This is a genomic window from Mesorhizobium sp. M0676, from assembly GCF_040320535.1.
Lineage (GTDB): Bacteria > Pseudomonadota > Alphaproteobacteria > Rhizobiales > Rhizobiaceae > Mesorhizobium.
The window spans coordinates 18,575-44,167 of record NZ_JAMYPU010000009.1 but is presented as its reverse complement, the minus strand read 5'-3'; the positions used below and the strand labels follow the sequence as shown (position 1 = coordinate 44,167).

The following is a 25,593-nucleotide window of genomic DNA, read 5'->3' as shown; positions in this document are numbered from 1 at the left end:
GCGGGGATTACGGAGTTGGTGAGTAGCGAAGACCGAAGTCACAGCTAATCTCCCCCGCAAGCGGGGAGATTGGCAGCTCCGCCATTAACCAAATGGACGAACACAATGGGTTAGGCTAGGTTCCGGCCCTCTCAGCAACGCCGGACTTGCCTTGCCAAACTTCCATCTACCCTCCCTCGTCCAAAAATTTCTCGCAGCCCTGCTGCTTGTCTTCGTGGCCGGCTGCAGCACCACCGCACCGCCCGACAGCGTGCTGGCGGTGCCGGCGCCGCAGGAGAAATATGCCGCCATCGTAATCGATGCCGGCAGTGGCAAGACGCTGTTCGAGGTCAGTTCGAGGGCGCAACGCTATCCGGCGTCGCTGACCAAGATGATGACGCTCTACCTGCTGTTCGAGGCGCTGGAGACCGGCCGCGTCTCGAAGGAAACCCGGATCCCGGTCTCCGAGAATGCCGCCCGGCAGCCGCCGACCAAATTGCGCTTCAAGCGCGGCGAGAGCATCGATGTCGATTCGGCGATCCGGGCGATCGTGGTCAAGTCGGCCAATGACGTGGCGGTGGCGGTGGGCGAATATCTCGGCGGCTCGGAGAACCAGTTCGCCGCCATGATGACCTCGAAGGCGCGCCAGATCGGCATGAGCAGCACCGTCTTCCGCAACGCATCGGGCCTGCCCGACGATGGCCAGCACACATCGGCGCGCGACATGGCGACGCTGGGGATGGCGCTGCGCGCCCGCTTCCCGCAGCAGTTCCACTATTTCTCCGAAAGCGACTTCATGTTCCGCGGTCGGCTGGTGCGCGGCCACAACGACATGCTCGGCCGGGTGCGCGGCGTCGACGGCATCAAGACCGGCTATATCAGGGCATCCGGTTACAATATCGTCACGTCCTACAATGCCGACGGCCGGCATCTGATCGTGGTGGTGATGGGCGCCGACAGCGCTAGGCAGCGCAACGACCATGTCGAAGCGCTGATCCAGCGCAGTCTGTCGCCCGCCATGGCCGATACGAAGACGCGGCTGATGTTTGCGGGAGATCAGCCGGCCGCGTCGCCCAGCCTGCCGCCGCCTGGTTTGCCGGCGCAGGGGTCGCAGTTGCCTGGTTTACCGCCGCAATAGAACCCGTCGTTGGGTGGAGGAACTCTGAAACGCCGGCGGGACAGCACCCCCCTCTGGCCTGCCGGCCATCTCCCCCTCAAGTGGGGAGATTAGCAGCTTCGGCGTCTCGCCTCTCTTTCGTGTTTGGCGAAGCCATGGCGACATCTGATCTCCCCCCTTGAGGGGGAGATGTCCGGCAGGACAGAGGGGGGTCGTGAAGGATCGCTGCCTCATCTTAACTCTGCAGCAGGCGCGACCTTCGTCGGCAACAGCACTTCGGCGGTCTGGTTGCCGAGCAGCAGGCGAGCGAGGCCCCGGGGGCTGCGCCGCCACAGGCAATTGCAGCAGGCATTCATCACAAGCGCTTGCACAAGCCCCCAATCTTCACCGCCACAGTGGCTATGCCGCCTCGCCTTGGCGTATCGTGGGCGCGACAGCAGGAGCCGGCATCATGAGCCCAAACCCATCCGAACAGGCCGACAATGAAAACGACAGCGGCGGCGAGTATTTCGAGGCGCCGACCGACCACGACGCCGAGCTGGTGGCCGACGAGGCGCTGGAAGCGCCCGATGTGCCGGACTCCGAACCCCATGGCCGCCTGAAGCCGAAGCGGAAACCATCGGCGATATCGGGCCGCAAATTCCGCAAGCGCGACCTGGTGCGCATCGACGACCTGCGGCCAAGCCTGGCCGACCGCATCCGCTCCGACCATCCCGACCTGCCGCGCGGCGCCCGCATCAGCCGCGAAGAGCTCGGCCGCTACCGCATGCGCTACATGGAGGAGTTGCTGCAGCAGGAGCATGGCGAATTCTCCGAGCTCGACCGCCAGGTGGTCGAATCGATCGCCAGGCAGGACACGATTTCGGAAAACTCGGAAGAGGAGTTCGAGGAGCACCGCTCGTTCGCCGACCGCGTCTCCGACAACATGGCGGCTTTTGGCGGCAGCTGGTGGTTCCTGATCTCGTTCGGCAGCGTGCTTGCGGTGTGGATCGGCATCAATTTGATCGCGGGCGTGAGCAGCGCCTTCGACCCCTACCCCTTCATCCTGCTCAACCTGCTGCTCTCCTGCATCGCCGCCATCCAGGCGCCGATCATCATGATGAGCCAGAGACGGACGGAGGCCAAGGATCGCCTGCGCTCGTTCAACGACTACCGGGTCAACCTGAAAGCCGAGCTGGAAGTGCGCCATTTGCACGAAAAGCTCGACTATCTGATCTCGCGCCAATGGACGCGGCTGGCCGAAATGCAGCAGATGCAGCTGGATGCGATGCACGAACTGACCGGCGCGAAGAAGGCGAAGCGGGCGCCGCGCAGGGTGCGCAGGCGGGTGGCGAAGGTGGAGGTGGCGGGGTGAGTCCCGGGCTGAGGCTGCAGGGCGGACGCGAAGTTGCCAAGCCGCGCGACGTGGCTTCGAAAATATCGCCACGCCAATTGCCCGTTGAAGCCCGGCGCGGCTTCCGCTAAGAAGCCGTGGCTGGCCGGCCTATCGGCTGGTTCGTTTTCAGGTTCCTTGAAGGCACCCGTAGCTCAGCTGGATAGAGCGCTGCCCTCCGAAGGCAGAGGTCACAGGTTCGAATCCTGTCGGGTGCGCCAATCTACCCATGTATTACAATAGCTCAGATAACCCTTAAGCGCGTCACGCTGAACGGATCCATGCGACCCGCTTGAAGTCTTTGTTTTAATGGATGTCGTTGTCCCAGAACCGCGGCACTTCTGGGCGACATGCATGAGTGCCCGGGTCTAGGCACGGGCGATCAGTCGATATTCGGTGTTATTGGCGCGTCGATTACCACTTCCGCCCGTTCAGTCAGACGCTATGCTGCTGACCGTGACACCAAGGCGCGCGTTCGTGATGAAGCAAAGTCAACACCGCTTGCATGAGCGGATGACCATTCGCGGCCACCTCGAACCCGCGTCCTTCCTGCCCTGGATCATGCGCCATGCGGCCAAGCTCGGTCTCGCGCACCACATCGCTCATGCAAGCACCGATCGCATCGAACTCGATATTGCCGGTACGGCGGAACTGATCGACATGATGGAGATGGGATGTTCGCTTGGGCCCATTGACGTCTGGGTCGAGACGATCGACCGCGCGCCTGTCGAGCAAAAAAACATATAGCTTTGCGTGTGGTTACCCTCCGTTTGCACTTAATTTAATCAATATTGCAATTGCGAAATAATTATGCATACGTCAGCCGCATCGAGCGGTTCGCCAACTCCTTGCGCCGGCATCTCTCTGGTCGGGAAACAGTAGTATCAGTACGGAAAGTAAGGTCATGCTGTCCGACAAGACGGACACCTGGGTGCCGGTCGCCCTTACCCAGGATCTGCCAACAGGACAGGTAATGCCGGCGCGGACGCCCGCCGGTCCCATTGCCCTCTGGCGAAGCCAATCGGGGCGCTTGGCGGCATCGGCGGATCGCTGTCCGCATCGCGGCATGCGCCTCTCCCATGGCTTCGTGCGCGGCGAGGCGCTCTCCTGCATCTATCACGGCTGGACCTATTCGCAGGCCGGTCAGTGCCTGCGCATTCCTGCCCATCCCAGCCTCACGCCGCCGGAGACGATTCGCGTTGCGACCCGGTTGGTCGAAGAGGCGGGCGGGATCATCTGGGTCGCTGATGGAGAGCCTGACGGCAAGCCACCCCTTTTTGAGGGTTACGTCCCGCTCCGTTCATTGACGGCCCGCGCCGGATGTTCGGCACTCTCGGTCGCTGCCGGTACGAAGGCCACCGTTGAAGGATACGTCTGGCAGGCGCCCGGCGCGCCGGCAATCCGCCTGCTGCCTATCCCGCAGGAAGCCGGCGAGACGCTGATCCACGTCCTTGTTCCAGCCGATTGCGATGCGTCCGAGCGCATCGCCGCCTCGCGAGCCGCCGAGAGCCTTCGGCGCATGGCCGAAGGGATCGAGGCGAAAGGGGCTGTGCCATGATCGACGATGCGATGCGCGACGAATGGTATCCGGTCGGGCTTTTCAGCCGGCTCGACCGCTATGGGCGCGAGACCACCCTGATGGACGAGCCGATCAAGGTTGCGCTCGACGCCAATGGCGCGACGAAAGTGACAGGCGAAAACGGGCGCGTGCTGCCGGTTTCGGTGCGCTATGGCCATATCTGGTCGTCGCTCGGCGAACCGAAGAAACCGGTCTTCCCGATTCCCGAGGCAGACCAGCCCGGGCGCCGCTTCGTCGATGTCGGCGTGGTGCGGGTGCGCTGCTCGCCGCTCCGCGCCGTCGAGAACTTCCTCGACATCGCACACTTCCCCTTCGTCCATACCGACATCCTCGGCTCGGAGCCGCATACCGAGGTCGAAAACTACAAGGTCGAGATCCGCGAGGAGGAGGACGAGGTCTGGGCGACCCAGGTGAAGTTCTACCAGCCGCAGGCGGCGAAATCCGCGAGCGGAGGTATCACGACGGAATACATGTACCGCGTGCCGGCTCCGACCTGCTCAGTCCTCTACAAGACCTGCCCGCCGCGCCCGGGCGAATGGGATGTCATTACGCTATTCGTCCAGCCGCTTGCCGAAGATCTCTGCGACGTCTGGCCATGGATGGCGCTTTTCGATGACGAGACGCCACAGACCGACCTCATCCATTTCCAGCAGACGATTTTCCTGCAGGACCGCTCGATCCTCGAAAACCAGATCCCGCGTCTTCTGCCGCTCGATCCCGGCATGGAAATCCCCACGCGCGCCGACCTGACCTCGGTCGCCTATCGCCGCTGGCTGAAGCGCCACAATTATACCTACGGCGCGCAATTGGTGGCACAATGAAGCTTTACGACTACATCCTCTCCCCAAGTTGCTACAAGGTGCGCCTGATGGCCACGCTGTCAGGTGTGAAGCTCGAAATCCGCCCGGTCGACTTCCATCCCGGCGCCGAGCATCGTGGCCCCGAGCTTATGGCGCTTAATCCGGGAGGCTCCATCCCGATCCTTGAAGACGGCGACCTGATCCTGACCGAGTCTTCCGCCATGCTTGGCTATCTCGCCGCGAAGGCAGCACCGGCCTGGCTCGGCAGCGGCGCCCCCAAGGAGACGGCGCGCATCCAGCAATGGCTTTCCTTCTCGCACAGGCTGACCGCCAATCTCGGCGGCGCGCGCCTGCATGAGATGCTGCTGCGCCCCGGTGACATCGGTGCGCTTCAGGCCAATGGCATAGCGGCACTACGTGAGCTGGAAGCCGGCCTCTTCGAACAAAAAATGCGTGGCGATCGGTTTCTCGCATCCGACCGGCCGACGATTGCCGACATTGCTTGCTTTCCCTATGTCGCGCTCGCGCCCGACGGTGGCGTTTCCCTCGATCCGTATCCCACGATCCGGCTCTGGTCGCGAGCGCTCCGCAGCCTCGACAATTTCATCGAGATGCCCGGTATCCACCGGCTGCACGAGTTGAAGCCCGAACCGCCACCCATACCGGACGAGGCGTGAGGTGACCGGCTATCTCCTGAAGAATTGCGCAGCGGTCATCACCGACGAGGGCAGGGGTCCGAGCGTCCGGCGCAATGTCGATGTGCTGACGAATGGCCCGCAGATCGAGGCAATCGGGCAAGGCCTCCACAGAAGCGAGTTGCCGGCCGGTACTATCGTGCAGGACGCCGACGGCTGGTTCGTCTATCCCGGCCTCGTCAACACGCACCATCACTTCTTTCAGTGCTTTGTGCGCAACCGTGCCGACCTCGACTGGACGAAGCTGTCGGTCATCGAATGGCTCGACCGGATCTATCCGATCTTCTCCCGGCTAAACGAGGATTGTTTCTACCACGCCTCGATCACGGCGATGGCAGAGTTGATAAAGCACGGTTGCACGACGGCCTTCGACCACCAGTACAATTTTCCGCTCCATGCCGGAAAACGGCTCATCGACCGGCAGTTCGAAGCGGCCGACCTTCTCGGCATGCGTTTCCACGCCGGCCGCGGCGGCAACACGCTGCCAAAATCGGAAGGCTCGACCATTCCAGACGAGATGCTGGAGACCACGGACGAATTCATTGCCGACTGCGCACGCCTCATCGACACTTATCACGACACCAGTCCCTTCAGCATGCGTCAGGTCGTGGTCGCTCCCTGCCAGCCGGTCAACTGCTACCGCGAGACCTTCGTGGAATCGGTTTCGCTGGCGCGTGATCGCGGGGTGCGGATGCACACCCATGTCGGCGAGGGCGAAAGCCCGATCATCGAGGCCCGCCATGGCATGCGTACGGTGGACTATCTCGAGGACCTCGGATTTGCCGGCCGAGACACTTTCTATGCCCATTGCTGGGAGCTGACGCATGACGAACTGCGGCTGATGGCGGCGAGCGGCACCGGTGTCTCGCATTGCCCGGAGCCGGTCTATCTGGTGGGCGCGGAGGTGACTGATATTCCCGCCATGTCCGCCTTTGGCCTGCGCGTCGGTCTCGGCTGCGACGGTGCTGCCTCGAACGACAATTCCAACCTCATGCACTGCATCCATTCCGCCTACATGCTGCAATGCCTGGCGGCCTCGACGCGCGCTCATCCCGTGCCTGCGCCGGTCGATTTCCTCGGCTATGCGACAACGGGCGGGGCCGCGCTTCTGGGCCGCAATGACATCGGCCGACTGTCGCCCGGCATGGCCGCCGACCTCTTCGCGATCGACACGCGCCGCATGGATTATGTCGGCACGCGCCACGATCCATTGAGCCTGATCGCCAAGGTCGGCATCGGCATGCCCACCGACATGACCATGATCAACGGCCGCATCGTCTGGGAGAAGGGTGCGTTTACCGGGCTGAACGAGACCCGGCTTGCTGCGGACGCGGAAGCCGCTTTTGCCGCGGTGGAATTCTAACAACTTAAGACAGGGGAACTGACATGCTGAACTATCTGACCCGCAGAACTCTGATGAAGGGCCTTGCCGCGACGGGGCTTGCCGGCGCGCTTGGCAGCCGTCCCGCCTTTGCGGCCGACGAGCCGCTCGGTATCACGCTCGTGCTCCCGTCGCCGGTCGGCGATGTCGGCTGGGGCCATGCGCTCGCCGCCGGGCTCGAGCCGGTTAAGGCCGCGTACGGCGACAAGGTGAAGATCACCGTCATCGAGAACATCGCCGAAGGGCCGGACGCCGACCGGATCATGAACAAGACCGTCGCCGACGGCAACAAGTTCCTGATCGCCGGCTCATTCGGCTACCAGAATGGTGCATTACAGATCGCCCGCCGCGATCCTGGGGTCACCGTGCTGCATGCCTCCGGCTTCCAGACCGCGCCGAATTTCTCGCCCTTCGCGGCGAAGTATTTCCAGGGCACTTACCTGCTCGGCATAGCCGCCGCGGCTCTTTCCAAGACCGGCAAGCTCGGCTCCGTCTCGGCCTTCGCCATTCCGGAGCTGATCACCTCGATCAACGCATTCACGCTCGGCGCACAGACTGTAAATCCCGATATCGAGGTATCGGTCGTCTGGGTGAACTCCTGGTTCGACCCGGCCAAGGAACAGGAAGCCGCCAAGGCGCTGATGGCACAGAACTGCGACGTGATCTTCTCGAACGCGCAGGACACACCCTCCGTGATCTCGGCCTGCGAGGAGGCTGGCGTCTATGCGTTCAACCTCAATTCGTCGATGAAGAAATATGCGCCGAAGAAATATCTCGGCTGCATCGCGACGGACTGGTCGCCCTTCTTTAAGGCTTCCGTGGATGCCCATCTGGCCGGAACCTTCAAGGGCGCCAACACCTTCCTCGGCGTCGCCGAAAAAGTGGTGGAGGTCGTGGACTGGAACTCAGGTATCCCAGCCGACACGATGACGAAGATCAAGGAAGTGGCGGCGAAGATCGCCGACGGCAGCTTCTCGCCCTTCACAGGTCCAATCACCAAGGCCGACGGCAGCGAAGCCGCCGCCGCCGGTGCGACGATAGCGGATCCCGAGATCGTCGCGATGGACTGGCACGTCAAGGGTGTCACCACACCACTGCCGAAGTAAGTCATGACCCCGCCCCTTCTGTCGCTCCGCGGCATCTCGAAGAGCTACGGCCAGATCCGGGCCAACCAAGCCATCGATCTGGACGTGGCGCACCAATCGATCCATGCGATTCTCGGGGAGAATGGGGCGGGCAAATCGACGCTGATGAAGCTCATCTATGGCGTTGAACAGCCGGACGAAGGCACCGTCGTCTGGAACGGAGAGCCTCTGCGCCTTGCCTCGCCGGCTGAGGCACGGCGCAGGGGCATCGGCATGGTCTTTCAGCATTTCTCGCTGTTCGAGACGCTGACTGTCGTCGAGAACATCCAGCTCGTCGTCCCCGGCGGCAAGGCGGAGCTGGCGGGGCGCATCCGCAGCCTCGGCCAGAATTTTGGCCTTGAAGTAGATCCTCTCGCCGATGTGCACGCGCTCTCGGTCGGCGAACGGCAGCGGGTGGAGATCATCCGCTGCCTGATGACGGACCCGAAGCTGCTCATTCTCGACGAGCCGACCTCGGTCTTGCCGCCGCAGGCGGTGAAGAAGCTGTTCGACACGCTCAGGCGCCTTCGCGACCGCGGCGTGTCCATCCTGTTCATCTCCCACAAACTGGAGGAAATTCGCACGATCTGTGACCAGGCGACGGTCTTGCGTGGAGGGCGCGTTATCGGCACCGTCGACCCGCGCGACTATGATGCGCACGACCTCGCCCGGATGATGATCGGCCGCGACATGCCCGAGGTGATGCCCGCGTTGGCCATGCCCGAGGGGGAGAAGCGGCTGGAAATAATCGGCATGGACTACACGCCGGACGACCCCTTTGCCACGCCGCTCTCCGGCATCAGCCTCACGGTACGATCAGGCGAGATCCTTGGCATAGCCGGAATATCGGGCAATGGCCAAGGCGAACTTGCCGCACTCATCTCGGGCGAAGCGATGCTGCTGAAGGAACAACGCGACCGGATCTACATGATGGGCCGCGACGTAGGCACACTCGATGCGGCCGCGCGCAGGAGATTTGGCTTCGCCTTCGTGCCCGAAGACCGGCTGGGACGCGGCGCGGTCCCTGAAATGTCGCTCGTGCTCAACACCGTTCTTACCGCCCATCCTTTCGATCTCGTGAGGCGCGGCCTAATCAACAGCGCCGCAACGACGGCTTTCACCAGCGAATGCATCCGTCGGTACGACGTCCGCGCCTCCGGCCCGGATGCCGAAGCGGGCTCGCTGTCCGGCGGCAACTTGCAGAAATTCATCGTCGGTCGCGAGATGATGCTGTCGCCAAAACTGCTTTTCGTGGCGCAGCCGACCTGGGGTGTAGACATTGGCGCTGCATCCGCCATCAGAAGGCGGCTCATCGCGTTGCGCAACCTGGGCGTGGCGATCCTCGTAATTTCCGAGGAACTCGAGGAACTTTTCGAACTCTGCGATTTCATCCAGGTGCTGCATCATGGAATGCTGAGTCCGCCTCTGGTCACGCGGGACACGCGCCCCGAAGACATCGGCAGATACATGATCGGAGCACATGCCTCGCCAGAGAAGGTTCCTGCATGAGCGTTTGGGCCGCGACGTTCCTCCCCGCGCTCGTCCGCCGGGAGCATGCCTCGCTCGTCGCGGCCATGCTGGCCCCGGCTGTCGCGCTTGGCATGGCGATCATCCTCAATCTGGGCCTTTATGTGCTGATAGGCCGAGATCCGGCGGCCGTCCTGTACGCGATGCTTCTCGAGCCGTTCCTCTCCTGGGCATCGTTCGCGGAGGTGCTGCTGAAGGCGGGGCCTCTTCTCCTCATTGCTCAGGGGCTGGCGATCGGTTTCCGCGCAAAAGTGTTCAACATCGGCGCGGAGGGCCAGTTTATCCTGGGCGCTATTTTCGCCTCGGCGATCCCCGTCTGGTTTCCGCAGGCGACCGGGCAGTGGATCTGGCCGCTGATGCTGCTTCTCGGTGCCCTCGGCGGTGCGCTTTGGGCATCTATCACCGCCTTCTGGCGCGTCAGGCTCAATGCGAACGAGATCCTGGTCTCCCTGATGCTGAGCCTCGTTGCGGCGCAAGTCCTCAACTACCTGCTGCTCGGCCCATGGAAGGACCCGGCCGGCTTCAATTTCCCACAATCCGTCATGTTTCAGAACGACGCGATGGTGCCGACCCTGATCACCGGTACCCGCGTCAACGTCTCGCTGCTCATCACACTTGCGCTCTCGCTGGTGGCCTGGGTTTTCATGCAGCGAAGCTTCATGGGGTATAAGCTCAAGGTCGGCGGCCTTGCCCCGCGCGCGGCCGGTTACGCCGGCTTCAGCGAAGGGCGTGCGATTTGGCTATCGCTTCTGATCGGTGGCTTGGCGGCGGGACTGGCAGGCGCGGCGGAAGTCGCGGGTCCGCTCGGCCAGCTGCAGCGCTCGATCTCGACCGGCTACGGTTATGCGGCCATCATTGTCGCCTATCTCGGCGGCTTGCATCCCGTCGGCATCATCTTTTCCGCGCTCTTTATGGCTGTCCTCTATATCGGCGGCGACAATGCGATGGTGTCGGCAAACCTGCCGATCGCCGCCGTCCGCGTCTTCCAAGGCAGCTTGCTGCTCGCCTATCTCGGCGCTGTGGCCTTCGTGCGCTACCGCATCGAGTGGCGCCGCCCCCATCACCTGAGCCAGCCATGAACGCCGTCGAGTTCATTATTTCGGGCATGCTCGCAGCGGCAACCCCCTTTCTCCTTGCCGCACTCGGCGAGTTGGTGGTCGAGCGCGCCGGTGTTCTTAACCTCGGCGTAGAGGGCCTGATGGCCCTCGGCGCGGTGCTCGCGTTCATCGTCGTCTACCACGGCGGTGGACACCTGCTGGGGTTCGTTGCCGCCGGCCTCGGTAGCGCCGTCCTGTCCCTCGTCTTTGCAGTGCTGGCACTCGGATTCCGGGCAAACCAGGTCGCGACAGGCCTTGCGATCGGCATTCTCGGCCAAGGCCTTTCGGCGCTGTTCGGCAAAAGCTACGAGAGCTTGACGGTGAAGGGGCTCCCGAAACTTGTCTTTCCCGGCCTCTCGGAAATCCCGGTAGTCGGCAGGCTGTTTGTCCAGGACGTCGTCGTATGGCTTTCCCTTGCCGTGACGTTTGCGATCTGGGCGATGTTTGCCTATACGAGAGTCGGCCTTGTCGTGAGGGCAATCGGCGAGAATCCCAAGGCAGCCCACGCCATCGGCTATCCGGTCATCGCTATCCGTGTCGCGGCCATAGCTTTTGGTGGCATGATGGCGGGTTTTGCCGGCGCCTATGCGGCGGCGGTGTACACGCCCCTTTGGGCGGACGGTATGATTGCCGGACGTGGCTGGATCGCGATCGCACTCGTTGTCTTTGGTACGTGGCTCGCTGGCCGCATCTTCCTGGGTGCCTGCCTCTTCGGCGCGGTTTCGCTGATGAGCCTCGCCGCCCAGGCGACCGGTCTGGACTTGCCATCGCAACTGCTTTCCAGCCTTCCCTATCTCGTTACGATCGTCGTGCTCGGTGTCATCTCGGCGGACCGCCGCTTGCTCAGGCTGAACGGTGTCGCCTCGCTTGGCGAACCCTTCGAACGTTAGCCGGGATGAAAGTGGATTTGCGAAACTCGGCGTAAGTTGAAGAGATTCGAAACGCCAGCGGACGATCGGCATCCGATCCAAAGGGCAGAAACGCCAAACGGGGCGAAGGTATGCCCGCAAGGGTAGCGCTGACGCTGTCGACTGCGAGCAGCGGAACGATGTGACGCCGCCCGACATCGGTGGAGATCGTCGCGGGTTTCTTGGGTCGTCCCCTTTTCTGCAGTACGAGCCCCATTCTCGAGGGTCCATTCTCCACCGCAGCCTAGCGAAGCGGCGTCGCAAGATGGCCTGAGGCATGCGCCCGGTAAATTCCCGCATGCGAGCACTCGTCCTGCCTGTCTAAGGTTCCGAGTCTAACCGCAAATCCTCGATTTTTTCCGCCAATTCCAAAATATATATTCTGGTCGCCGCAAGAAGCCATAACAACGATTTCCAATACTACCTATTCTTGCAGGAACTAAAAACGCTACACTCGCGTAATCATATTGGTAACGGATGCTATTAAACCTGCGTCCAGGCAACCAACACGGGGAGCGGCGTTATGGATTTCTTTAAAAGTTTAACAAAGGTCTTGGCCGGCGGCGCGGTTACCGTGGCTTTGTGCTTTCCGGCTGGCGCGGGCGGGCTCAGTGTGGGCATCGGCGGCAGCGGTGGGGTGGGTGTTTCGGTCGGCGGCAGTGGCGGCGGGCTTGGCGTCGGTGTCTCGGTCGGCGGGAGCAAGGGCGTCAATGCCGGAGCGACGGTCGGAGGCACCAGCGGCACCACCGCCAGTGTCGGCGCCTCGGTTGGCAGCGGCGTTACCGCCGGCGCCGGCGTATCAGTCGGCACGGGCGTCGGGGTCGGGGTCGGCGCAACCGTCGGCAGCAGTGTCGGGGTCGGCGCCGGGGTCGGGGTGGGCAGTGGAGTGACGGCCGGGGTCGGCGTCGGCATTGGCACACAGACAACGTCCACCAGCCCTAGGGATCCCAACACGCCAGCGGTGCCGGCGCGGCCGGCGGTGGTTGCCATCAGCGCCATGTCGGCCGGCCAGATCGCCAAGATGAAAAAACGCTGCGCCAGCGTGCTCAGCGGCAAGGGCACCTACGACCGGGACCTGAAGGAGCTCTGCCGGATATTGGCGCGGCGCTGAGTACCGCAACATCGCATCTGCCGTGGGGCGTCAGTCTCTCAGCCAGCCACTGCCGCAAGGTGGCGGGCATTCTTAGGGGGTAGCTTTGCCAAGCGGTTCAGAGTTTCGCGGAAAGGCGGAACCGCTCAGGCTGTGCGCTTTCATCGGCGGCATTCCGCATGGCGCCCGGTTGCGGCCTTAATCTGACCTCTGCCGTCCGTCCGGTCACCCGTTTGGGCCGGCTCGAAGATTCGCCTCTGGCCTTTTGTATCACCCGCTCTAGCTGCTTTGTGTTAGGCTCGTCATGTTAGCCTTGTCTTGCTGATGGAGGTTTTGATGGATCGGCGATCATTCTTGACAGCATTGTTTGGCGTTGCGGGGGCCGCGGCGCTTGCTACCGCGGTTCGGCCTCTCGAGGCCGTGGCCGGGGTTCCCAATGTCGGTAACGGCATTCTCGATGAACTCGACAAGCAGGATGCCAATTCGTTTGATGACGACGAAGGCGCTGGCGATGTCGAGCAGATCTCGCATCGGCGATGGCACCATCGTCGCCACCACAGGCGGCATGTCTGGAGACGGCACTGCCGCACGTTCTGGAGGCATGGCCGGCTGCGCCGGCGCTGCTATCGCAGGCGCTCCTTTGTCGTCTTGCGGTTCTAACCGCGGCACGTTCCCGGATAGTCCCTGCCCTGAGGCGCAACCACCAAACAGACCCATCCCGATTTGCATCGGGATGGGTTGGTTCAGCTTTATCCAGCCACAGCTGCCACAGACTCCCGCTCGACCAGCGGGCATTCCAGCTTGGTGATGGGATAGCGGCCGCGGCCGGCAGGCGGCGGCACTTCGAGCTGTTCGATCGCCCATTGGCCCATCGCCATGTGCGGCAGGATCGATGTCGTCAGCGGCGGGAACAGGTGACGGGCGATCTCCTCGTCGTCATAGCCGACGACGGAGATGTCCTGCGGGATGTGCAGGCCCGCCTCCTTCAGCGCTTCGTAACAGCCGATGGCCGTGCGGTCGTTCTGGCAGAAGATAGCGGTCGGACGCTCTTTCAGCGCCAAAAGCTTCACGGTCGCCGCGTAGCCGGCGCTCGCCGACCAGTCGCCCTCGACCACCAGTTCGGGATCGAACGGGATGTCGGCCGTGGCGAGCGCCCTGCGGTAGCCTTTGAGCCGGTCCTGCGCGGCCTGCATCCACGGCTCGCCGGTGATGGTGGCGATGCGGCGGTGGCCGTGGCCGATCAGATGCCGGGTCGAGTTCTGGCCGCCGGCGATCTCGGACGGCACCACGGCCGGGAAGGCATAATCGGCCGTGTAGCAGTTGAGCAGGATGACCGGGATGTCGAGGCCGTAGAGGAAGCCCGGCGCCGTGATCTCGCGGGTGAAGATGGTCATGTAGACCAGCGCCGAGATGCCGCGCCTGGTGAGCGCCGCAATGGCGCGCGGCTCCATGACGGCGTCACCCATGGTCTGCGCGACGAGCAACACATTGCCGGCGTTCCACGACGCCTGGCGCGCGCCCTCGATGGCGACAACGGCTTCCGGGCTTGTCGCCAGCTGGTCGACAGCGAAACCGATGACACCGTCAAGTCCATCGAAGGCGGGAACAGGTTTGCGCAGCGCCGAGAAGGCGGGTGCTGCGTAGCCGAGCGCACGCGCGGCGTCGATCACCCGCTCGCGCGTCTGCTGCGACAGCCGGATGCCGGGCGAATCGTTGAGCACGAAGGAGACGGTCGCCTGCGAGCACCCGGCTGCCCTGGCGATGTCGGTCATGGTGACGCGGCCGCCCTTGGCGGCTCTCGCCGGCGCCTTGCGCCGCTTCGCCGTGTCGTCCGGATCCCTCGTCTCGCTCATGGCATTGCGTCCCAATCCCCAGCCTGTCTAGTCGCAAGCCTGCCACACCGACAAGATGGTGTCGCGCCGTCGACCAATGGAAATAGTCGAAGGCGTTTATCGTTATTAGCAGCTTTGAAGTTCCCCGCCATGCCGCTGCGGGCTGCGTGAAATTCGAGGACTGCAAGGCATCTGCTTGCGCGAAGCCGTGCTGCACTGTTCGGGCAAACTAGACCTAGGGCCACCGCCGAGTGTCCGCGCGAGACCTCTGCTAATAGTGTTTACTAATACAAAACGACGCTGTAACGTCAATCCGCCGTGTCCGGTCAGGTGGGACCCGGGCGGCGAGAAGTGCACGTGAATGGCCCGATGGCGAGCGGGGTTTGCCTCCGCAAGCTTGGTCTCGGACATGTGATATGTCAGACAAATCAGACTATTTACGAGCACGGGATGAGTCTCTAAAGTCCGTGATCGCGACCGACGACGCCATTCTTCAGCGCCGGGAACCCCTGAGGAGGAGGGCGTCCAAATCGCGAGCGGCAAGTCAGTGAATGCAAGATCGGTTCAGTCCGACGACTGAGCCAAAACGGGAGGTTGAACATGAAATCCTTGATACGACATGCATCCGTGGCCACCGCAGCCCTGCTGCTTGGCCTGACCGCGACAGCCATTGCGCGCGCCGACGACAAGCCGACGCTGGCCTTCGTCGTCAACGGCGCTTCCGATTTCTGGAAGGCCGCCGAAGCCGGCGTCAAGAAGGCGCAGGCCGAATTGCCCGACTACAATCTCGAACTCAAATATCCCGAGCAGTCCTCGGTCGCCATCCAGCAGCGGCTGATGGACGATCTGGTGACCGCCGGCGTCAAGGGCATCATGGTCTCGGCCGTCGACCCCAAGACCTCGACCGACGGTCTGAACAAGATCGCGTCGGAAACGGCGCTGTTCACCACCGACTCCGATGCCCCGCAGACCAAGCGCGTTGCCTATATCGGCTCGTCCAATGTCGACGCCGGCAAGCAGGCGGCCGAGATCGCCAAGAAAGCGATGCCGGACGGCGGCAAGTGCCTCGGCTTCGTCGGCCTGCTCGGCGCCGACAATGCCAAGGAACGCATCCAGGGCATGAAGGACGGCCTCGCCGGCAGCAAGATCGAACTGGTGGACGTGCGCGGCGACGACATCGACCAGGCGCGCGCCAAGAAGAATGTCGAGGACGCGCTGGTCGCCAGCCCCGACATCACCTGCATGGTCGGCTTCTACTCCTACAACACGCCGCGCATCTATGAAGCGCTGCGCGACGCCGGCAAGCTCGGCTCGATCACCGTCGTCGGCTTCGATGACGATCCGATCACGCTTGGCGGCGTCAAGGAAGGCACCGTGGCGGCGACCGTCGTGCAGCAGCCCTTCGAATGGGCCTATCAGGGCATGAAGCTGATGGCCGCCTATCTCAAGGGCGACAAATCAGGCATTCCGGAAGGCGGCCTGATCATTATCCCGACCAAGATCATCGGTAAGGACGATGTCGACACCTATGCCGCCAATCTGAAGGCGATGTCCGGAAACTGAGACCACGAGCAGTTGCGCCGGCTCAGGGTTCGCCTTGAGCCGGCGATCGTGTTGACGGGCCGGCCAAGGCCCGTCAGTCTGTAGCCCACCGGCTGCTGGCAAGCCTGATCAAATATGGCGTGATGAATTATTCCGACCCATCCATCGTCGCAACCACCCCGTTCCTCGGCCTCGAGAACGTGCGCAAGACCTATCCGGGCGTGGTGGCGCTGGACGGCTTTTCCATGGAAGTCAGGCCGGGCGAGGTGATCGGCCTGGTCGGCGAAAACGGCGCCGGCAAATCGACCTTGATGAAGATCCTCGGCGGCGTCACCAGGCCGGACAGCGGCGCCATCACCGTCGACGGCCTTGCGCATGACGGGCTCACCGTCGAAGGCAGCCTGGGTTCGGGCATCGCCTTCGTGCACCAGGAACTCAACCTTTTCGAAAACCTCGATGTTGCCGCCAATATCTTCTTCGGCCGCGAGCCGTTGCGCGGCGGGCCGCTGAGATTGGTCGACCGCGCCAAGCTGCGCGAAATGGTGGCGCCGCTGCTGAAGCGTGTCGGCGCCAACTTTTCCGCCGATACGCCGGTTGCCTCGCTGTCGCTTGCCCAGCAGCAGATGGTCGAGATCGCCAAGGCGCTATCGATCAAGGCACGGCTGGTCATCCTCGACGAGCCGACATCGAGCCTGCCGCTTGCCGAAACCGACAAGCTGCTCGACGTCATCAAGGCGCTGAAGGCCGATGGCATCAGCGTCATCTTCATTTCGCACCGGCTGCATGAGGTCGAGCGCGTCGCCGACCGCGTCGTGGTGCTGCGCGACGGCATGCTGGCCGGCACCTTGCCGAAGAGCGCCATCAACCACGACCAGATGGTCAAGCTGATGATCGGCCGCATGCTGAAGGAGCGCGAGAAGGCCTCCGAGGCGGCGCGGGCGCCGGGCGCCACGGCTCTCTCGGCCAAAGCCATCCGCACCCCCGCCTACCCTGCCCGGCCGGTCGACCTCGACATCAGGCGCGGTGAAATCCTCGGCCTTGCCGGTCTTGTCGGCTCCGGCCGCACCGAACTGGCGCGGGTGTTCTTCGGCATCGACAGCACGCTTGGCGGTGGGCTCGAACTCGACGGCAAGCCGCTTGTACTGGCTTCGGCGGCCGATGCGGTCGCGCATGGCATTTTCCTGGCTCCGGAAGACCGCAAGCTGACCGGCATTTTGCTTGACCTGTCGATCGCGCAGAACATCTCGCTGCCCAACCTGCCGGCGCATGCGAAGCGTCGACTGGTGTCGGCAAGCGCCGAGACCGCCACCGCCGAGAAGCAGAAGAGCAATCTCGGCATCAAGGCGCCGTCGGTGCAGACGCGAACCGGCACGCTGTCGGGCGGCAACCAGCAGAAGGTGGTGCTGGGCAAATGGCTGGCGATGAACCCGAAGGTGATGATCCTCGATGAGCCTACGCGCGGCATCGATATCGGCGCCAAGGCCGAGATTTACGGGCTGATGCGAGCCTTGGCCGATGCCGGCGTGGCCGTGCTGATGATCTCCAGCGACATGGAAGAGGTGATCGGCGTGTCCGACCGCATCGCCGTCATGCATGAGGGCCAGATCTCGGGCATTCTCGACAAGGAACAATTCAGCCAGGAAAACGTGCTGTTGCTGGCGGTCGGCAAGCCGGCAAACTAGCGGGCTTCAGGCGATTGCCGGTCCGGCGCATTGGGGAGAAGACGATGAGCAAAAAAGATCTCGGCCTGCTGATCCTGATCCTGGTGGTCGGCGCCGTGGTGACCGCCATCAACCCGCGCTTCCTTTTGCCGATCAACCTCGCCAACACCTCGAACCTGATCGGCCTGTTCGGGATTCTCGCCATCGGCCAGGCCTTCGTCATCATCACCGGCGGCATCGAATTGTCTGTGGGATCGCTGGTGGCGCTGCTCGGCACGCTGTTCATCGATTTCATCGCTGTGCGCGACATGCCATGGCCGGTGGCGCTGCCGCTGATCCTGGTGCTGGGCGGCATCATCGGGCTGGCGCATGGCTGGCTGATCACAAGGCTGAAATTGCAGCCCTTCGTGGTGACGCTGTGCGGCCTTTTGATCTATCGCGGGGTCGCCCGTTTCTATACCGCCGACGGCACCGCCGGCTTCGCCTTCGGCCAGAATTTTCCCGAGCTCGAATTCCTCACCGCGGGCCGCAGCTATGGCGTGCCCAACAGTTTCATCGCACTGATCGTCATTTCGATCGTCATGTGGGTGGTGCTGCACCGCTCGGTGTTCGGACGCTACCTCTATGCCATCGGCAAGAACGAAGAGGCGGCTAAATATTCGGGCATCCGCACCGGCCGCGTCGTGATGGCCGCCTATGTCATCTGCGGCGTTCTGACGGCGCTGTCGGCGATCTATTTCGCCATGTACACGCGCTCGATCTCGCCGGCCAGCCACGGCCAGTTCTACGAACTCTACGCCATTGCCGCCGCCGTGCTCGGCGGCTTCTCGCTGCGCGGCGGCGAAGGCTCGCTGGTTGGCGTCATCCTGGGCACCGTGCTGCTGCAGGAGTTGCAGAACCTGGTCAATCTGCTCGGCATCCCGTCCTCGCTCAACTTCGCGGTGATGGGCGGCGTGATCCTGATCGGCGTGCTGGTCGACCAGCAATGGGGCGTGTTCCGCGCAAGGCGGCTGATGCTCGATGCCAGCCGCAAGACTGTCGCGGCCGAGTAGCGCTACATCACGCCGGAGATATCCGAGAAGGCCATCGCCTTGCGCAGTACCTCGGCGAAGCGTTCTCCGGCGGCTTCGCGCTGGCCGCCGTTGTCGATGGAGGTGACACCGGGTCCGGACAAAGCGACATTGGCGCTGCGGGCGAGCCGAGCCAGCACTTCGCCGCGCGATTCGCGGCCGCGCTGGGCGAGACGCTCGGCGAGGGTTTCCGGCGAAGCGGTGATCTCGACGACAGCCAGATTGGCATAGCGCTCCCGCAGCACCGGGATGACTGCGCGCGAGACATTGGCCACGGCGACATGGCCATTGGCTATCGACCAGTCGACGTCGGCCGGGATGCCATAGCGCAGGCCGTGCGCCTCCCAGGAAATGGCGAAAGCGCCGTCGGCCTGGGCCTCGGCAAAGGCGGCGTCGGCCAGCGTGTCGTGATCCTCGCTTGCGGCGTCGCTCGGCCTGGTGATGACCCGGCGGACGAACTCCAGCCTCGTCTCGTCGGCAAACAAGGTGCGGGCATAGCCGATTACCGTATCCTTGCCGGCGCCGCTCGGGCCGACGACGGCGACAAACACGCCGTTGCGGAGCGGAAAGGCCTCGCTGCTGAGTTCGCGCTCGATCGACGCCGAGACCATCAGGCGACCCGGCGCCCTTGGCGCCAGACAGTGCGCACGACCGGCACATGGTCGTCGACGCGCACACGCACCAGATCGGCGCGGCGGCCCTGTTCGATGACGCCGCGGTCGTTGAGGCCGATCGCCTCGGCCGGATTCTTCGACACCATCGCAACCGCCTGCGGCAGGGAAATGCCCTCGACGACGTCGCCGAGGAAGAAGGCCGACTGGATCAGGCTGAAGGGAATGTAGTCGGACGACAATATGTCGAGCAGGCCGTCGCCGGCCAGCGTGCGGGCCGAGACATTGCCCGAATGCGAGGAGCCGCGCATGACGTTGGGCGCGCCCATCAGCACGCCGAGCCCGGCATCTTTCGAGGCCTTGGCGGCTTCCAGCGTGGTCGGGAATTCCGCGACGCGCACGCCTTGTTCGATCGCCTCGTCGACATGGCCTGATGTGGCGTCGTCATGGCTCGCCAGCACAATGCCCCGCTCGTTGCAGGCGGCTGATATCGCCACCCGGTTCGGTCCCGAATTCTTCGCCGATTCCGACATCCGCTTTTCGCAGAACAATTGGAAGTCGCGGTCGGTCAATTTCAGCTTGCGCTGATAGTAATGGGCGTAGGTCTCGAGATTGACGAACTGGCGCTGTCCCGGCGCATGGTCCATCAGCGAGGCCAGTTTGACCCGCCCGTCGCCATCGAAATTGGCGAAAGCCCGCAAGCAATCCGGCGCCGAGACCTCACAGCGCAGGTGCAGGAAATGGTCGGCCCGCAACCGGTCTTTCGCGACGCTGTCCTCGATCGCGCCGGCGAGCTTGCGGATGTCGTCGGAGGTAATATCCGCGTCCTCGTCCATGCCGACACGCAAAGCGTCGAGGACGGTGGTGATGCCGGCGGTGGCCACCTGCGCGTCATGGGCAAGGACGGCGGCGATCGGGTTCCAGCGCACTTTCGGGCGCGGCGCATAGTGGCCTTCAAGATGGTCAGTGTGCAGCTCGACCAGGCCGGGAATGATGTAGTCGCCGCCCATGTCCTCGCCGCCCATGTTCCCGCCGGTGTGGGCGGTGCCGGCGTCGATGCCGGAAATAAAACCGTCGCGCAGCACGAGCGACCCTTCGACGATCTCGTCGGCAAGCACGATGCGGGCGTTGTGGAGAACAGTTTCGGCGGTCATTCAGGCAGTCCCTGGTTACTCGGACGAATTGCGGTCAGGCGGTTTTTCGGGCAGCGCGGCGGCCGAGCGCATGATGCGAAAGCACCATGAACGGAGCGCCCGGTTCGGTTTCGAGGAACAGCGTCAGCGCATCCACCAGCACCGGCTGCTGCAGCACATCGCCGAACAGGCTGTCAATTGCCGCGCGCAGACGTTGGCTTTCCTGCGGCCCGGCCCGGCCGGACAGTGTCATGTGGAAGCGAAAGGTCTCGAACACGTAGGGGTAGCCCCACTGACAGAGATTGCGGAACTCGGCGGGTTTCAGCGAATCCGGGCTGCGGCGCTCGATCTCGGCCTCGGTGAGCGGCGCGCGAAAACGGTCGAAGCTAAGCACGACATCGTCGGCGAAACGGTTGAGCGGCGGCAGCGGGCCTTCCGGCACCAAAGCGAAGAAACCATCGATCTGGCTGACGACCAGGCGCGGGATGGTGACCGTCGGCGTTGCTTCGGCAAAGGCGTCCAGCGCCGCGCGCAGCGAGCTTTCGGTTTCGTTGGCGGCCAACCGGAAGGGCGCTTTCAGCGTCGCATGAAAGCCGTAGCGCCGCGCCGATGCGGTGTGAAAGGCGACTTCGGCCGCCGACAGCTCGCCCACCGCCTCGACCGGCCTGGTGGCGGCGCCAAAGGGGTCGCGGCCCAGCCAGTTGGCGGCGAGCCGCGCCAGCGGTTCGTCCTGCCTCGGGGTGAAATAGATGGCGTAGCGCATCGAAAAAAATCCTCGTCAGCCCGCTGCCATAGGTGATTTCCATGACGGATTGACGAAGCTTATGCGGGTTTTCGAAGGCAAATCGACCCCATGGATCGTTAGCCGACGATTTTTCGCTGCTGGACCAACAGCTTCCGGCGCAAGCGAAGGCCGATCAGGCCTTCATGAGCCATTCGTGCTCGGGCGCGTTGTGGAACTTCCACGTCCGCTTCGGCCCGGCCATGACGTTAAGGTAATAGAGGTCGTAGCCGTGACAGGCCGCGCACGGATGATAGCCCTTGGGCACCAGCACGACATCGCCGTCCTCGATCGCCATCGCCTCGTCCAGTTCGCGGGCGCCCGACTTGTCGGCGTCGGTGTAGACCCGCTGGAAGGCAAAGCCCTGCGGCGGGTTGAGGCGGTGGTAATAGGTTTCCTCAAGATAGGATTCGGCCGGCAGATTGTCCTGATCGTGCTTGTGCGGCGGGTAGCTCGATGTGTGGCCACCGGGCGTGATGACCTCGACCACCAGCAGCGAGTCGGCGGGCTTGCCCTCGGGCAATATGTTGGTGACGTAGCGCGTGTTGGTGCCTTTGCCCCGAGTCTCCTGGCCGAGGTCGTCGGGTGCGATGACGCGAACGGGCAAGCCGCCGCCCAGGCCCGGCGCCGAGCAGACCGCGAGTTCGAGATCGGTGTCGGCGGTGACCGACCAGTCCGAACCCTCCGGAATATAGACCGACCACGGCTTGCCCTCGAAGGGCGACATGCGCTCGCCGAGCAGGCCGAGTTCCTGGCCGCCGGCCCTTGCCGTGCCCTTGCCGGTGACGAACACCAGGCAGACTTCGCGATCCTGCGTCTTGCCGGATGCGGTCTCGCCCGGCTTCAGGCGGTGCAGGTCGAAGCCGACATAGGTCCATCCGGCGCTGTTGGGCGTGACTTGGGCGACGCGGCCATGGCCCTTGTCGGCTTTGACGAGCAGTTTCGACATGTTTTGTCTCTCCTATCGCAAGTCTTCGAGGTCGGCCTCTCAACTTCGTCATCCTAGGGCGAAGCAGGAGCGAAGCTCCGTCGCGAAGACCCTAGGATGACGAAGCGAGGGACGTTCCGGCCAATCACCGACGTAGGCGATACGCCAGGTGTCCAGTGTCCGACCCGCAAGCCCTTCCGAGCCACGGCCGCTTCATTCCTTCGGTTCGGCGTCCGCCTTCGCTTCGCCGGTCTTCGGTCGATCAGGCGCAGCCTTGCTCTCCTCCACCGGCTTGTAAAGATAGAAGAACTGCCAGACGGCGTAGGCGGCAAAGCCGAGCGCAATGATGCCCCAGAACGGGGTGCCGGAGGCGAATTCTATTCCGGCCCAGATCACGCAGAAGGCGACGACGGCAACGCGCCGCCACAGCGGCCGGAAGAACGGGTGCTCGTAATCCTTCATCGGATCGCCTCAGGCATTAGGAAAGCCTTGCGTTTCCACCGTGTAGCCGGCCGCCGTCATCACCCGCATCAATTCCTTGTGGCCGACCTGCGCCATCTTGAGCGGCGGGTTCTTCTTCGGGTCCTGCTCGGCCTCGACGACGAACCAGCCTTCATAGCCATGGTCGGCGAAGCGCTGCACGATGGCGCCGAAATCGAGCGAACCGTCGCCAGGCACCGTGAAGGCACCGAGCGCCACGGCGTCGAGAAAGGACTGTTTCGTGCGGTCGAGCCCGTCGATCACGCCCATGCGCACATCCTTCACATGGACATGGCTGATCCGCTTGTGGTGGTTGTCGATGGCGCGCAGCACGTCGCCGCCGGCAAAGGCGAGATGCCCTGCATCGAGCAGCAACGGAATGCCTTCGCCGGAATGGCGCATGAAGGCATCGAGCTCCGGCTCAGTCTCGACCACTGCCGCCATGTGATGGTGATAGGACAGCGGCATGCCTTGCTCGGCGCACCATTCGCCGAATTCGGTGAGGCGCCTGGCATAGGCCCTCATCTCGTCGTTCGATAATTTCGGCTTGGTGGCGAGAGGCCTGGAGCGATCGCCCTGGATCGAGCGGCCGACCTCGCCATAGACGATGCAAGGCGCATTCACCGCCTTGAACAGGTCGATCATCGGCTGGATGCGATCCTTGTTCTTGCCCATGTCCTCATCAACCAGGGTGCCGGAGAACCAGCCGCCGCACAGCGTCACGTCGGCCTGCTTCAGGATCGGCAGCATGATTTCGGGGTCGTTTGGAAAACGCCGGCCCATTTCCATGCCGGTGAAACCTGCCGAGCGCGACTGGCGCAGGCACTCTTCCAGCGAGACGTCGTCGCTGAGTTCGGCAAGATCGTCGTTCCACCACGCAATGGGGGACATGCCCAGTTTGGCTTTCAAGTTTTAGCTCCGGTTTCTTGTTCACCCTCCCCCTTGTGGGGAGGGTGGGGTGCGGCGCCAGACCCCCACCGGACCTTCGGTCCGACCTCCACAAGGGGAGGTAGGGGGCGGGTGCATGTACATCAATCGCCGATTGTCTGCATCTGCCGCTTTTCGTCATAGGCCTTGCGGGCTGCGTTGACCTGCGGCCGTGCGGAGACTTCCGGCACCGCGACATCCCACCAATGGCCGCCGGCATCGGTGGAAATCAGCGGGTCGGTGTCGATGACCAGCACGGTGGTGCGGTCGTTGGTTTTCGACTTTTGCAGCGCGGTCTCCAGGCCGGTGATCGATGGCACCTTCTCGGCAATAGCGCCCATGCTGGCCGCATGCGCGGCGAAGTCGATGTCGGGCAAGATCTCGTGGCGCGCGTCCTTCAGGAGGTTGTTGAAGTTGGCGCCGCCGGTGGCCATCTGCAGCCGGTTGATGCAGCCATAACCCCTGTTGTCGAGCACCACGATGATCAGCTTCAATCCGAGCATCACCGAGGTGGCGATCTCCGAATTCATCATCAGGTAGGATCCGTCGCCGACCATGACGACTATCTCCTGATCGGGCTTGGCCATCTTGGCGCCGAGCCCGCCGGCAATCTCGTAACCCATGGTCGAGAAACCATATTCGCCATGGTACGAGCCGGGCGCGCCTGCCTGCCAGAGCTTGTGCAGCTCGCCCGGCAGGCCGCCCGACGCATTCAGCAAGGTCACGCCGGACCCCAGCGCGCGCTGCACGGCGCCGATCACCTGCGCGTCCGAAGGGAAGGCGGCGTTGGTCGACGCCGTCACCTTGGAGGCTTCGGCCTGCCATGCCTTCTTGCCTTGGGTCGCATTGTCGGTCCATGTCGCCGGTGCTTTCCAGCTCCCCAACGCCGCACCCAGTTCGACAAGCCCTTCGGCCGCATCGGCGACCAGCGGCAGCGCACGATGCTTGCCGGCATCGAAAAGCTGCACGTTGAGTCCGATGATGGTCTTGCCGGAATTCTTGAACAGCGCCCATGAGCCGGTGGTGAAATCCTGCAGCCGGGTGCCGATGGCGAGCACGACATCGGCTTCTTCCGCCAGCCGGTTGGCCGCGGACGTGCCGGTGACGCCGACCGCCGCCATGTTGCGCGGATGTGTGTCGGGCAGCGAGGATTTGCCGCCTTGCGTTTCGCAGACCGGAATGCCGGCGCTCTCGGCGAATTTCGCCAGTTCATCCGAACCCTGCGAATACAGCACGCCGCCGCCGGCGATGATCAGCGGTTTTTTCGCACCCTTCAGCGCGGTGACCGCCGCCGCCAATTCATGCCGGTCCGGACGCGGCCGGCGCTGGTGCCAGACGCGCTCGGCGAAAAAGCTCTCGGGATAGTCATAGGCCTCGGCCTGCACGTCCTGGCAGAGCGACAGCGTCACCGGGCCGCATTCCGCCGGATCGGTCAGCACCTGCATGGTCCGCGCCAATGCCGGGATGATCTGCTCGGGACGGGTGATGCGGTCGAAATAGCGCGACACCGGACGGAAGCAGTCATTGACCGTCGCGGTGCCGTCGGAAAAGTCCTCGGCCTGCTGCAGCACCGGATCGGGGATGCGGTTGGCGAAGACATCGCCCGGCAAAAACAGGACGGGCAACCTGTTTACGTGGGCGAGCGCCGCCGCCGTCACCATGTTGAGCGCACCGGGGCCGATCGAAGAGGTCGCGGCCATGAAGCGGCGGCGGAAATTGGCCTTGCCATAGGCGATCGCCGCATGCGCCATCGCCTGCTCATTGTGGGCGCGGAAGGTCGGCAATTCGTCGCGCAGCTGGTACAGCGCCTCGCCGATGCCGGCGACATTGCCGTGACCGAAGATCGCCCACACACCGCCGAAGATGGGCACTCTTCTGCCGTCGATCTCGGTCATCTGCTTGCTCAGAAAGCGGGTCAGCGCCTGCGCCATCGTCAGGCGGATTGTCTTGCTCATGGTG

General features: G+C 63.6%; 24 protein-coding genes and 1 tRNA gene. 16 read left to right on the top strand and 9 right to left on the bottom strand.

Features of this window, described 5'->3' with window-relative positions; all coding sequences use genetic code 11:
- The first annotated feature begins 151 nt into the window (after positions 1-151).
- From NKI35_RS12015 to NKI35_RS11955, 13 genes are all read left to right on the top strand, one after another.
- The gene (locus NKI35_RS12015; RefSeq protein ID WP_352740147.1) at positions 152-1,117 is read left to right on the top strand and encodes a D-alanyl-D-alanine carboxypeptidase family protein; all 966 of its coding nucleotides are present in this window, start codon (positions 152-154) and stop codon (positions 1,115-1,117) included.
- 430 nt (positions 1,118-1,547) lie between these two features.
- On the top strand, positions 1,548-2,450 hold the full coding sequence (locus tag NKI35_RS12010; RefSeq protein WP_023752512.1) for a DUF1003 domain-containing protein: 903 nt from the start codon (positions 1,548-1,550) through the stop codon (positions 2,448-2,450).
- Between the two features lie 162 nt (positions 2,451-2,612).
- Positions 2,613-2,689, top strand: a tRNA-Arg gene (locus NKI35_RS12005).
- 259 nt (positions 2,690-2,948) lie between these two features.
- Positions 2,949-3,215, top strand: a complete 267-nt coding sequence (locus NKI35_RS12000; protein WP_352740279.1) for an acylphosphatase — start codon at positions 2,949-2,951, stop codon at positions 3,213-3,215.
- 157 nt (positions 3,216-3,372) lie between these two features.
- A complete protein-coding gene (locus NKI35_RS11995) occupies positions 3,373-4,026 on the top strand; it encodes a Rieske 2Fe-2S domain-containing protein (protein ID WP_023671215.1) in 654 nt (217 codons plus the stop codon).
- A complete protein-coding gene (locus tag NKI35_RS11990; protein WP_352740145.1) occupies positions 4,023-4,868 on the top strand; it encodes an aromatic ring-hydroxylating dioxygenase subunit alpha in 846 nt (281 codons plus the stop codon). The genes NKI35_RS11995 and NKI35_RS11990 overlap by 4 nt, the downstream gene beginning before the upstream one ends.
- The gene (locus NKI35_RS11985) at positions 4,865-5,524 is read left to right on the top strand and encodes a glutathione S-transferase family protein (RefSeq protein ID WP_023695005.1); all 660 of its coding nucleotides are present in this window, start codon (positions 4,865-4,867) and stop codon (positions 5,522-5,524) included. Before NKI35_RS11990 ends, NKI35_RS11985 begins: the two co-directional genes overlap by 4 nt.
- Before the next feature lies 1 nt (position 5,525).
- Positions 5,526-6,905, top strand: coding sequence for an amidohydrolase (locus tag NKI35_RS11980; RefSeq protein ID WP_023744946.1), 1,380 nt, complete (start codon positions 5,526-5,528; stop codon positions 6,903-6,905).
- Between the two features lie 26 nt (positions 6,906-6,931).
- The gene (locus NKI35_RS11975; RefSeq protein WP_352740277.1) at positions 6,932-8,029 is read left to right on the top strand and encodes a BMP family ABC transporter substrate-binding protein; all 1,098 of its coding nucleotides are present in this window, start codon (positions 6,932-6,934) and stop codon (positions 8,027-8,029) included.
- Between the two features lie 3 nt (positions 8,030-8,032).
- Positions 8,033-9,556, top strand: a complete 1,524-nt coding sequence (locus NKI35_RS11970) for an ABC transporter ATP-binding protein (RefSeq protein WP_352740142.1) — start codon at positions 8,033-8,035, stop codon at positions 9,554-9,556.
- Positions 9,553-10,653, top strand: a complete 1,101-nt coding sequence (locus NKI35_RS11965) for an ABC transporter permease (protein ID WP_023744943.1) — start codon at positions 9,553-9,555, stop codon at positions 10,651-10,653. Before NKI35_RS11970 ends, NKI35_RS11965 begins: the two co-directional genes overlap by 4 nt.
- Positions 10,650-11,561 carry an ABC transporter permease gene (locus tag NKI35_RS11960; protein WP_023734807.1) on the top strand — a complete coding sequence of 304 codons (912 nt, stop codon included), beginning with the start codon at positions 10,650-10,652 and terminating at the stop codon, positions 11,559-11,561. The genes NKI35_RS11965 and NKI35_RS11960 overlap by 4 nt, the downstream gene beginning before the upstream one ends.
- A 541-nt stretch (positions 11,562-12,102) precedes the next feature.
- The gene (locus NKI35_RS11955) at positions 12,103-12,690 is read left to right on the top strand and encodes a hypothetical protein (protein ID WP_023749330.1); all 588 of its coding nucleotides are present in this window, start codon (positions 12,103-12,105) and stop codon (positions 12,688-12,690) included.
- A 327-nt stretch (positions 12,691-13,017) separates the two neighbouring features.
- On the opposite strand, the gene NKI35_RS11950 is transcribed toward NKI35_RS11955, so the two are convergent.
- Both NKI35_RS11950 and NKI35_RS11945 read right to left on the bottom strand, forming a co-directional pair.
- Positions 13,018-13,200 carry a hypothetical protein gene (locus NKI35_RS11950; RefSeq protein ID WP_196815106.1) on the bottom strand — a complete coding sequence of 61 codons (183 nt, stop codon included), beginning with the start codon at positions 13,198-13,200 and terminating at the stop codon, positions 13,018-13,020.
- A gap of 218 nt (positions 13,201-13,418) precedes the next feature.
- On the bottom strand, positions 13,419-14,522 hold the full coding sequence (locus NKI35_RS11945) for a LacI family DNA-binding transcriptional regulator (RefSeq protein ID WP_352740139.1): 1,104 nt from the start codon (positions 14,520-14,522) through the stop codon (positions 13,419-13,421).
- Positions 14,523-15,101: 579 nt separating this feature from the next.
- On the opposite strand from NKI35_RS11945, the gene NKI35_RS11940 reads away from it, so the two are divergent.
- The 3 genes from NKI35_RS11940 (at position 15,102) to NKI35_RS11930 (ending at position 18,756) form a co-directional block, all read left to right on the top strand.
- Complete coding sequence (locus NKI35_RS11940) at positions 15,102-16,064, top strand: sugar-binding protein (protein ID WP_023672352.1); 963 nt, start codon at positions 15,102-15,104, stop codon at positions 16,062-16,064.
- A gap of 122 nt (positions 16,065-16,186) precedes the next feature.
- A complete protein-coding gene (locus NKI35_RS11935; protein ID WP_352740275.1) occupies positions 16,187-17,725 on the top strand; it encodes a sugar ABC transporter ATP-binding protein in 1,539 nt (512 codons plus the stop codon).
- Between the two features lie 44 nt (positions 17,726-17,769).
- Positions 17,770-18,756 (top strand): ABC transporter permease, encoded by a 987-nt coding sequence (locus NKI35_RS11930; protein WP_023684050.1) that lies wholly within the window; start codon positions 17,770-17,772, stop codon positions 18,754-18,756.
- Between the two features lie 2 nt (positions 18,757-18,758).
- Here the strand turns inward: NKI35_RS11930 and phnN are convergent, their stop codons facing one another.
- The 7 genes from phnN to iolD all read right to left on the bottom strand — a co-directional run bounded on the left by phnN (position 18,759) and on the right by iolD (position 25,589).
- On the bottom strand, positions 18,759-19,388 hold the full coding sequence (phnN, locus tag NKI35_RS11925; RefSeq protein WP_352740273.1) for a phosphonate metabolism protein/1,5-bisphosphokinase (PRPP-forming) PhnN: 630 nt from the start codon (positions 19,386-19,388) through the stop codon (positions 18,759-18,761).
- Positions 19,385-20,539, bottom strand: a complete 1,155-nt coding sequence (locus NKI35_RS11920; RefSeq protein WP_352535271.1) for an alpha-D-ribose 1-methylphosphonate 5-triphosphate diphosphatase — start codon at positions 20,537-20,539, stop codon at positions 19,385-19,387. Before NKI35_RS11920 ends, phnN begins: the two co-directional genes overlap by 4 nt.
- Positions 20,540-20,573: 34 nt before the next feature.
- Entirely contained in the window at positions 20,574-21,281 is a 708-nt protein-coding gene (locus NKI35_RS11915; RefSeq protein WP_352740136.1) for a DUF1045 domain-containing protein, read from the bottom strand.
- A 154-nt stretch (positions 21,282-21,435) separates the two neighbouring features.
- Positions 21,436-22,248 carry a 5-deoxy-glucuronate isomerase gene (iolB, locus tag NKI35_RS11910; protein WP_352673506.1) on the bottom strand — a complete coding sequence of 271 codons (813 nt, stop codon included), beginning with the start codon at positions 22,246-22,248 and terminating at the stop codon, positions 21,436-21,438.
- A 192-nt stretch (positions 22,249-22,440) separates the two neighbouring features.
- Positions 22,441-22,689, bottom strand: a complete 249-nt coding sequence (locus NKI35_RS11905; protein WP_352673504.1) for a DUF3329 domain-containing protein — start codon at positions 22,687-22,689, stop codon at positions 22,441-22,443.
- A gap of 9 nt (positions 22,690-22,698) precedes the next feature.
- Positions 22,699-23,616 carry a myo-inosose-2 dehydratase gene (iolE, locus tag NKI35_RS11900; RefSeq protein ID WP_352510637.1) on the bottom strand — a complete coding sequence of 306 codons (918 nt, stop codon included), beginning with the start codon at positions 23,614-23,616 and terminating at the stop codon, positions 22,699-22,701.
- A 122-nt stretch (positions 23,617-23,738) separates the two neighbouring features.
- Positions 23,739-25,589 carry a 3D-(3,5/4)-trihydroxycyclohexane-1,2-dione acylhydrolase (decyclizing) gene (gene iolD / locus NKI35_RS11895; protein ID WP_352510638.1) on the bottom strand — a complete coding sequence of 617 codons (1,851 nt, stop codon included), beginning with the start codon at positions 25,587-25,589 and terminating at the stop codon, positions 23,739-23,741.
- Between the last annotated feature and the right edge of the window lie 4 nt (positions 25,590-25,593).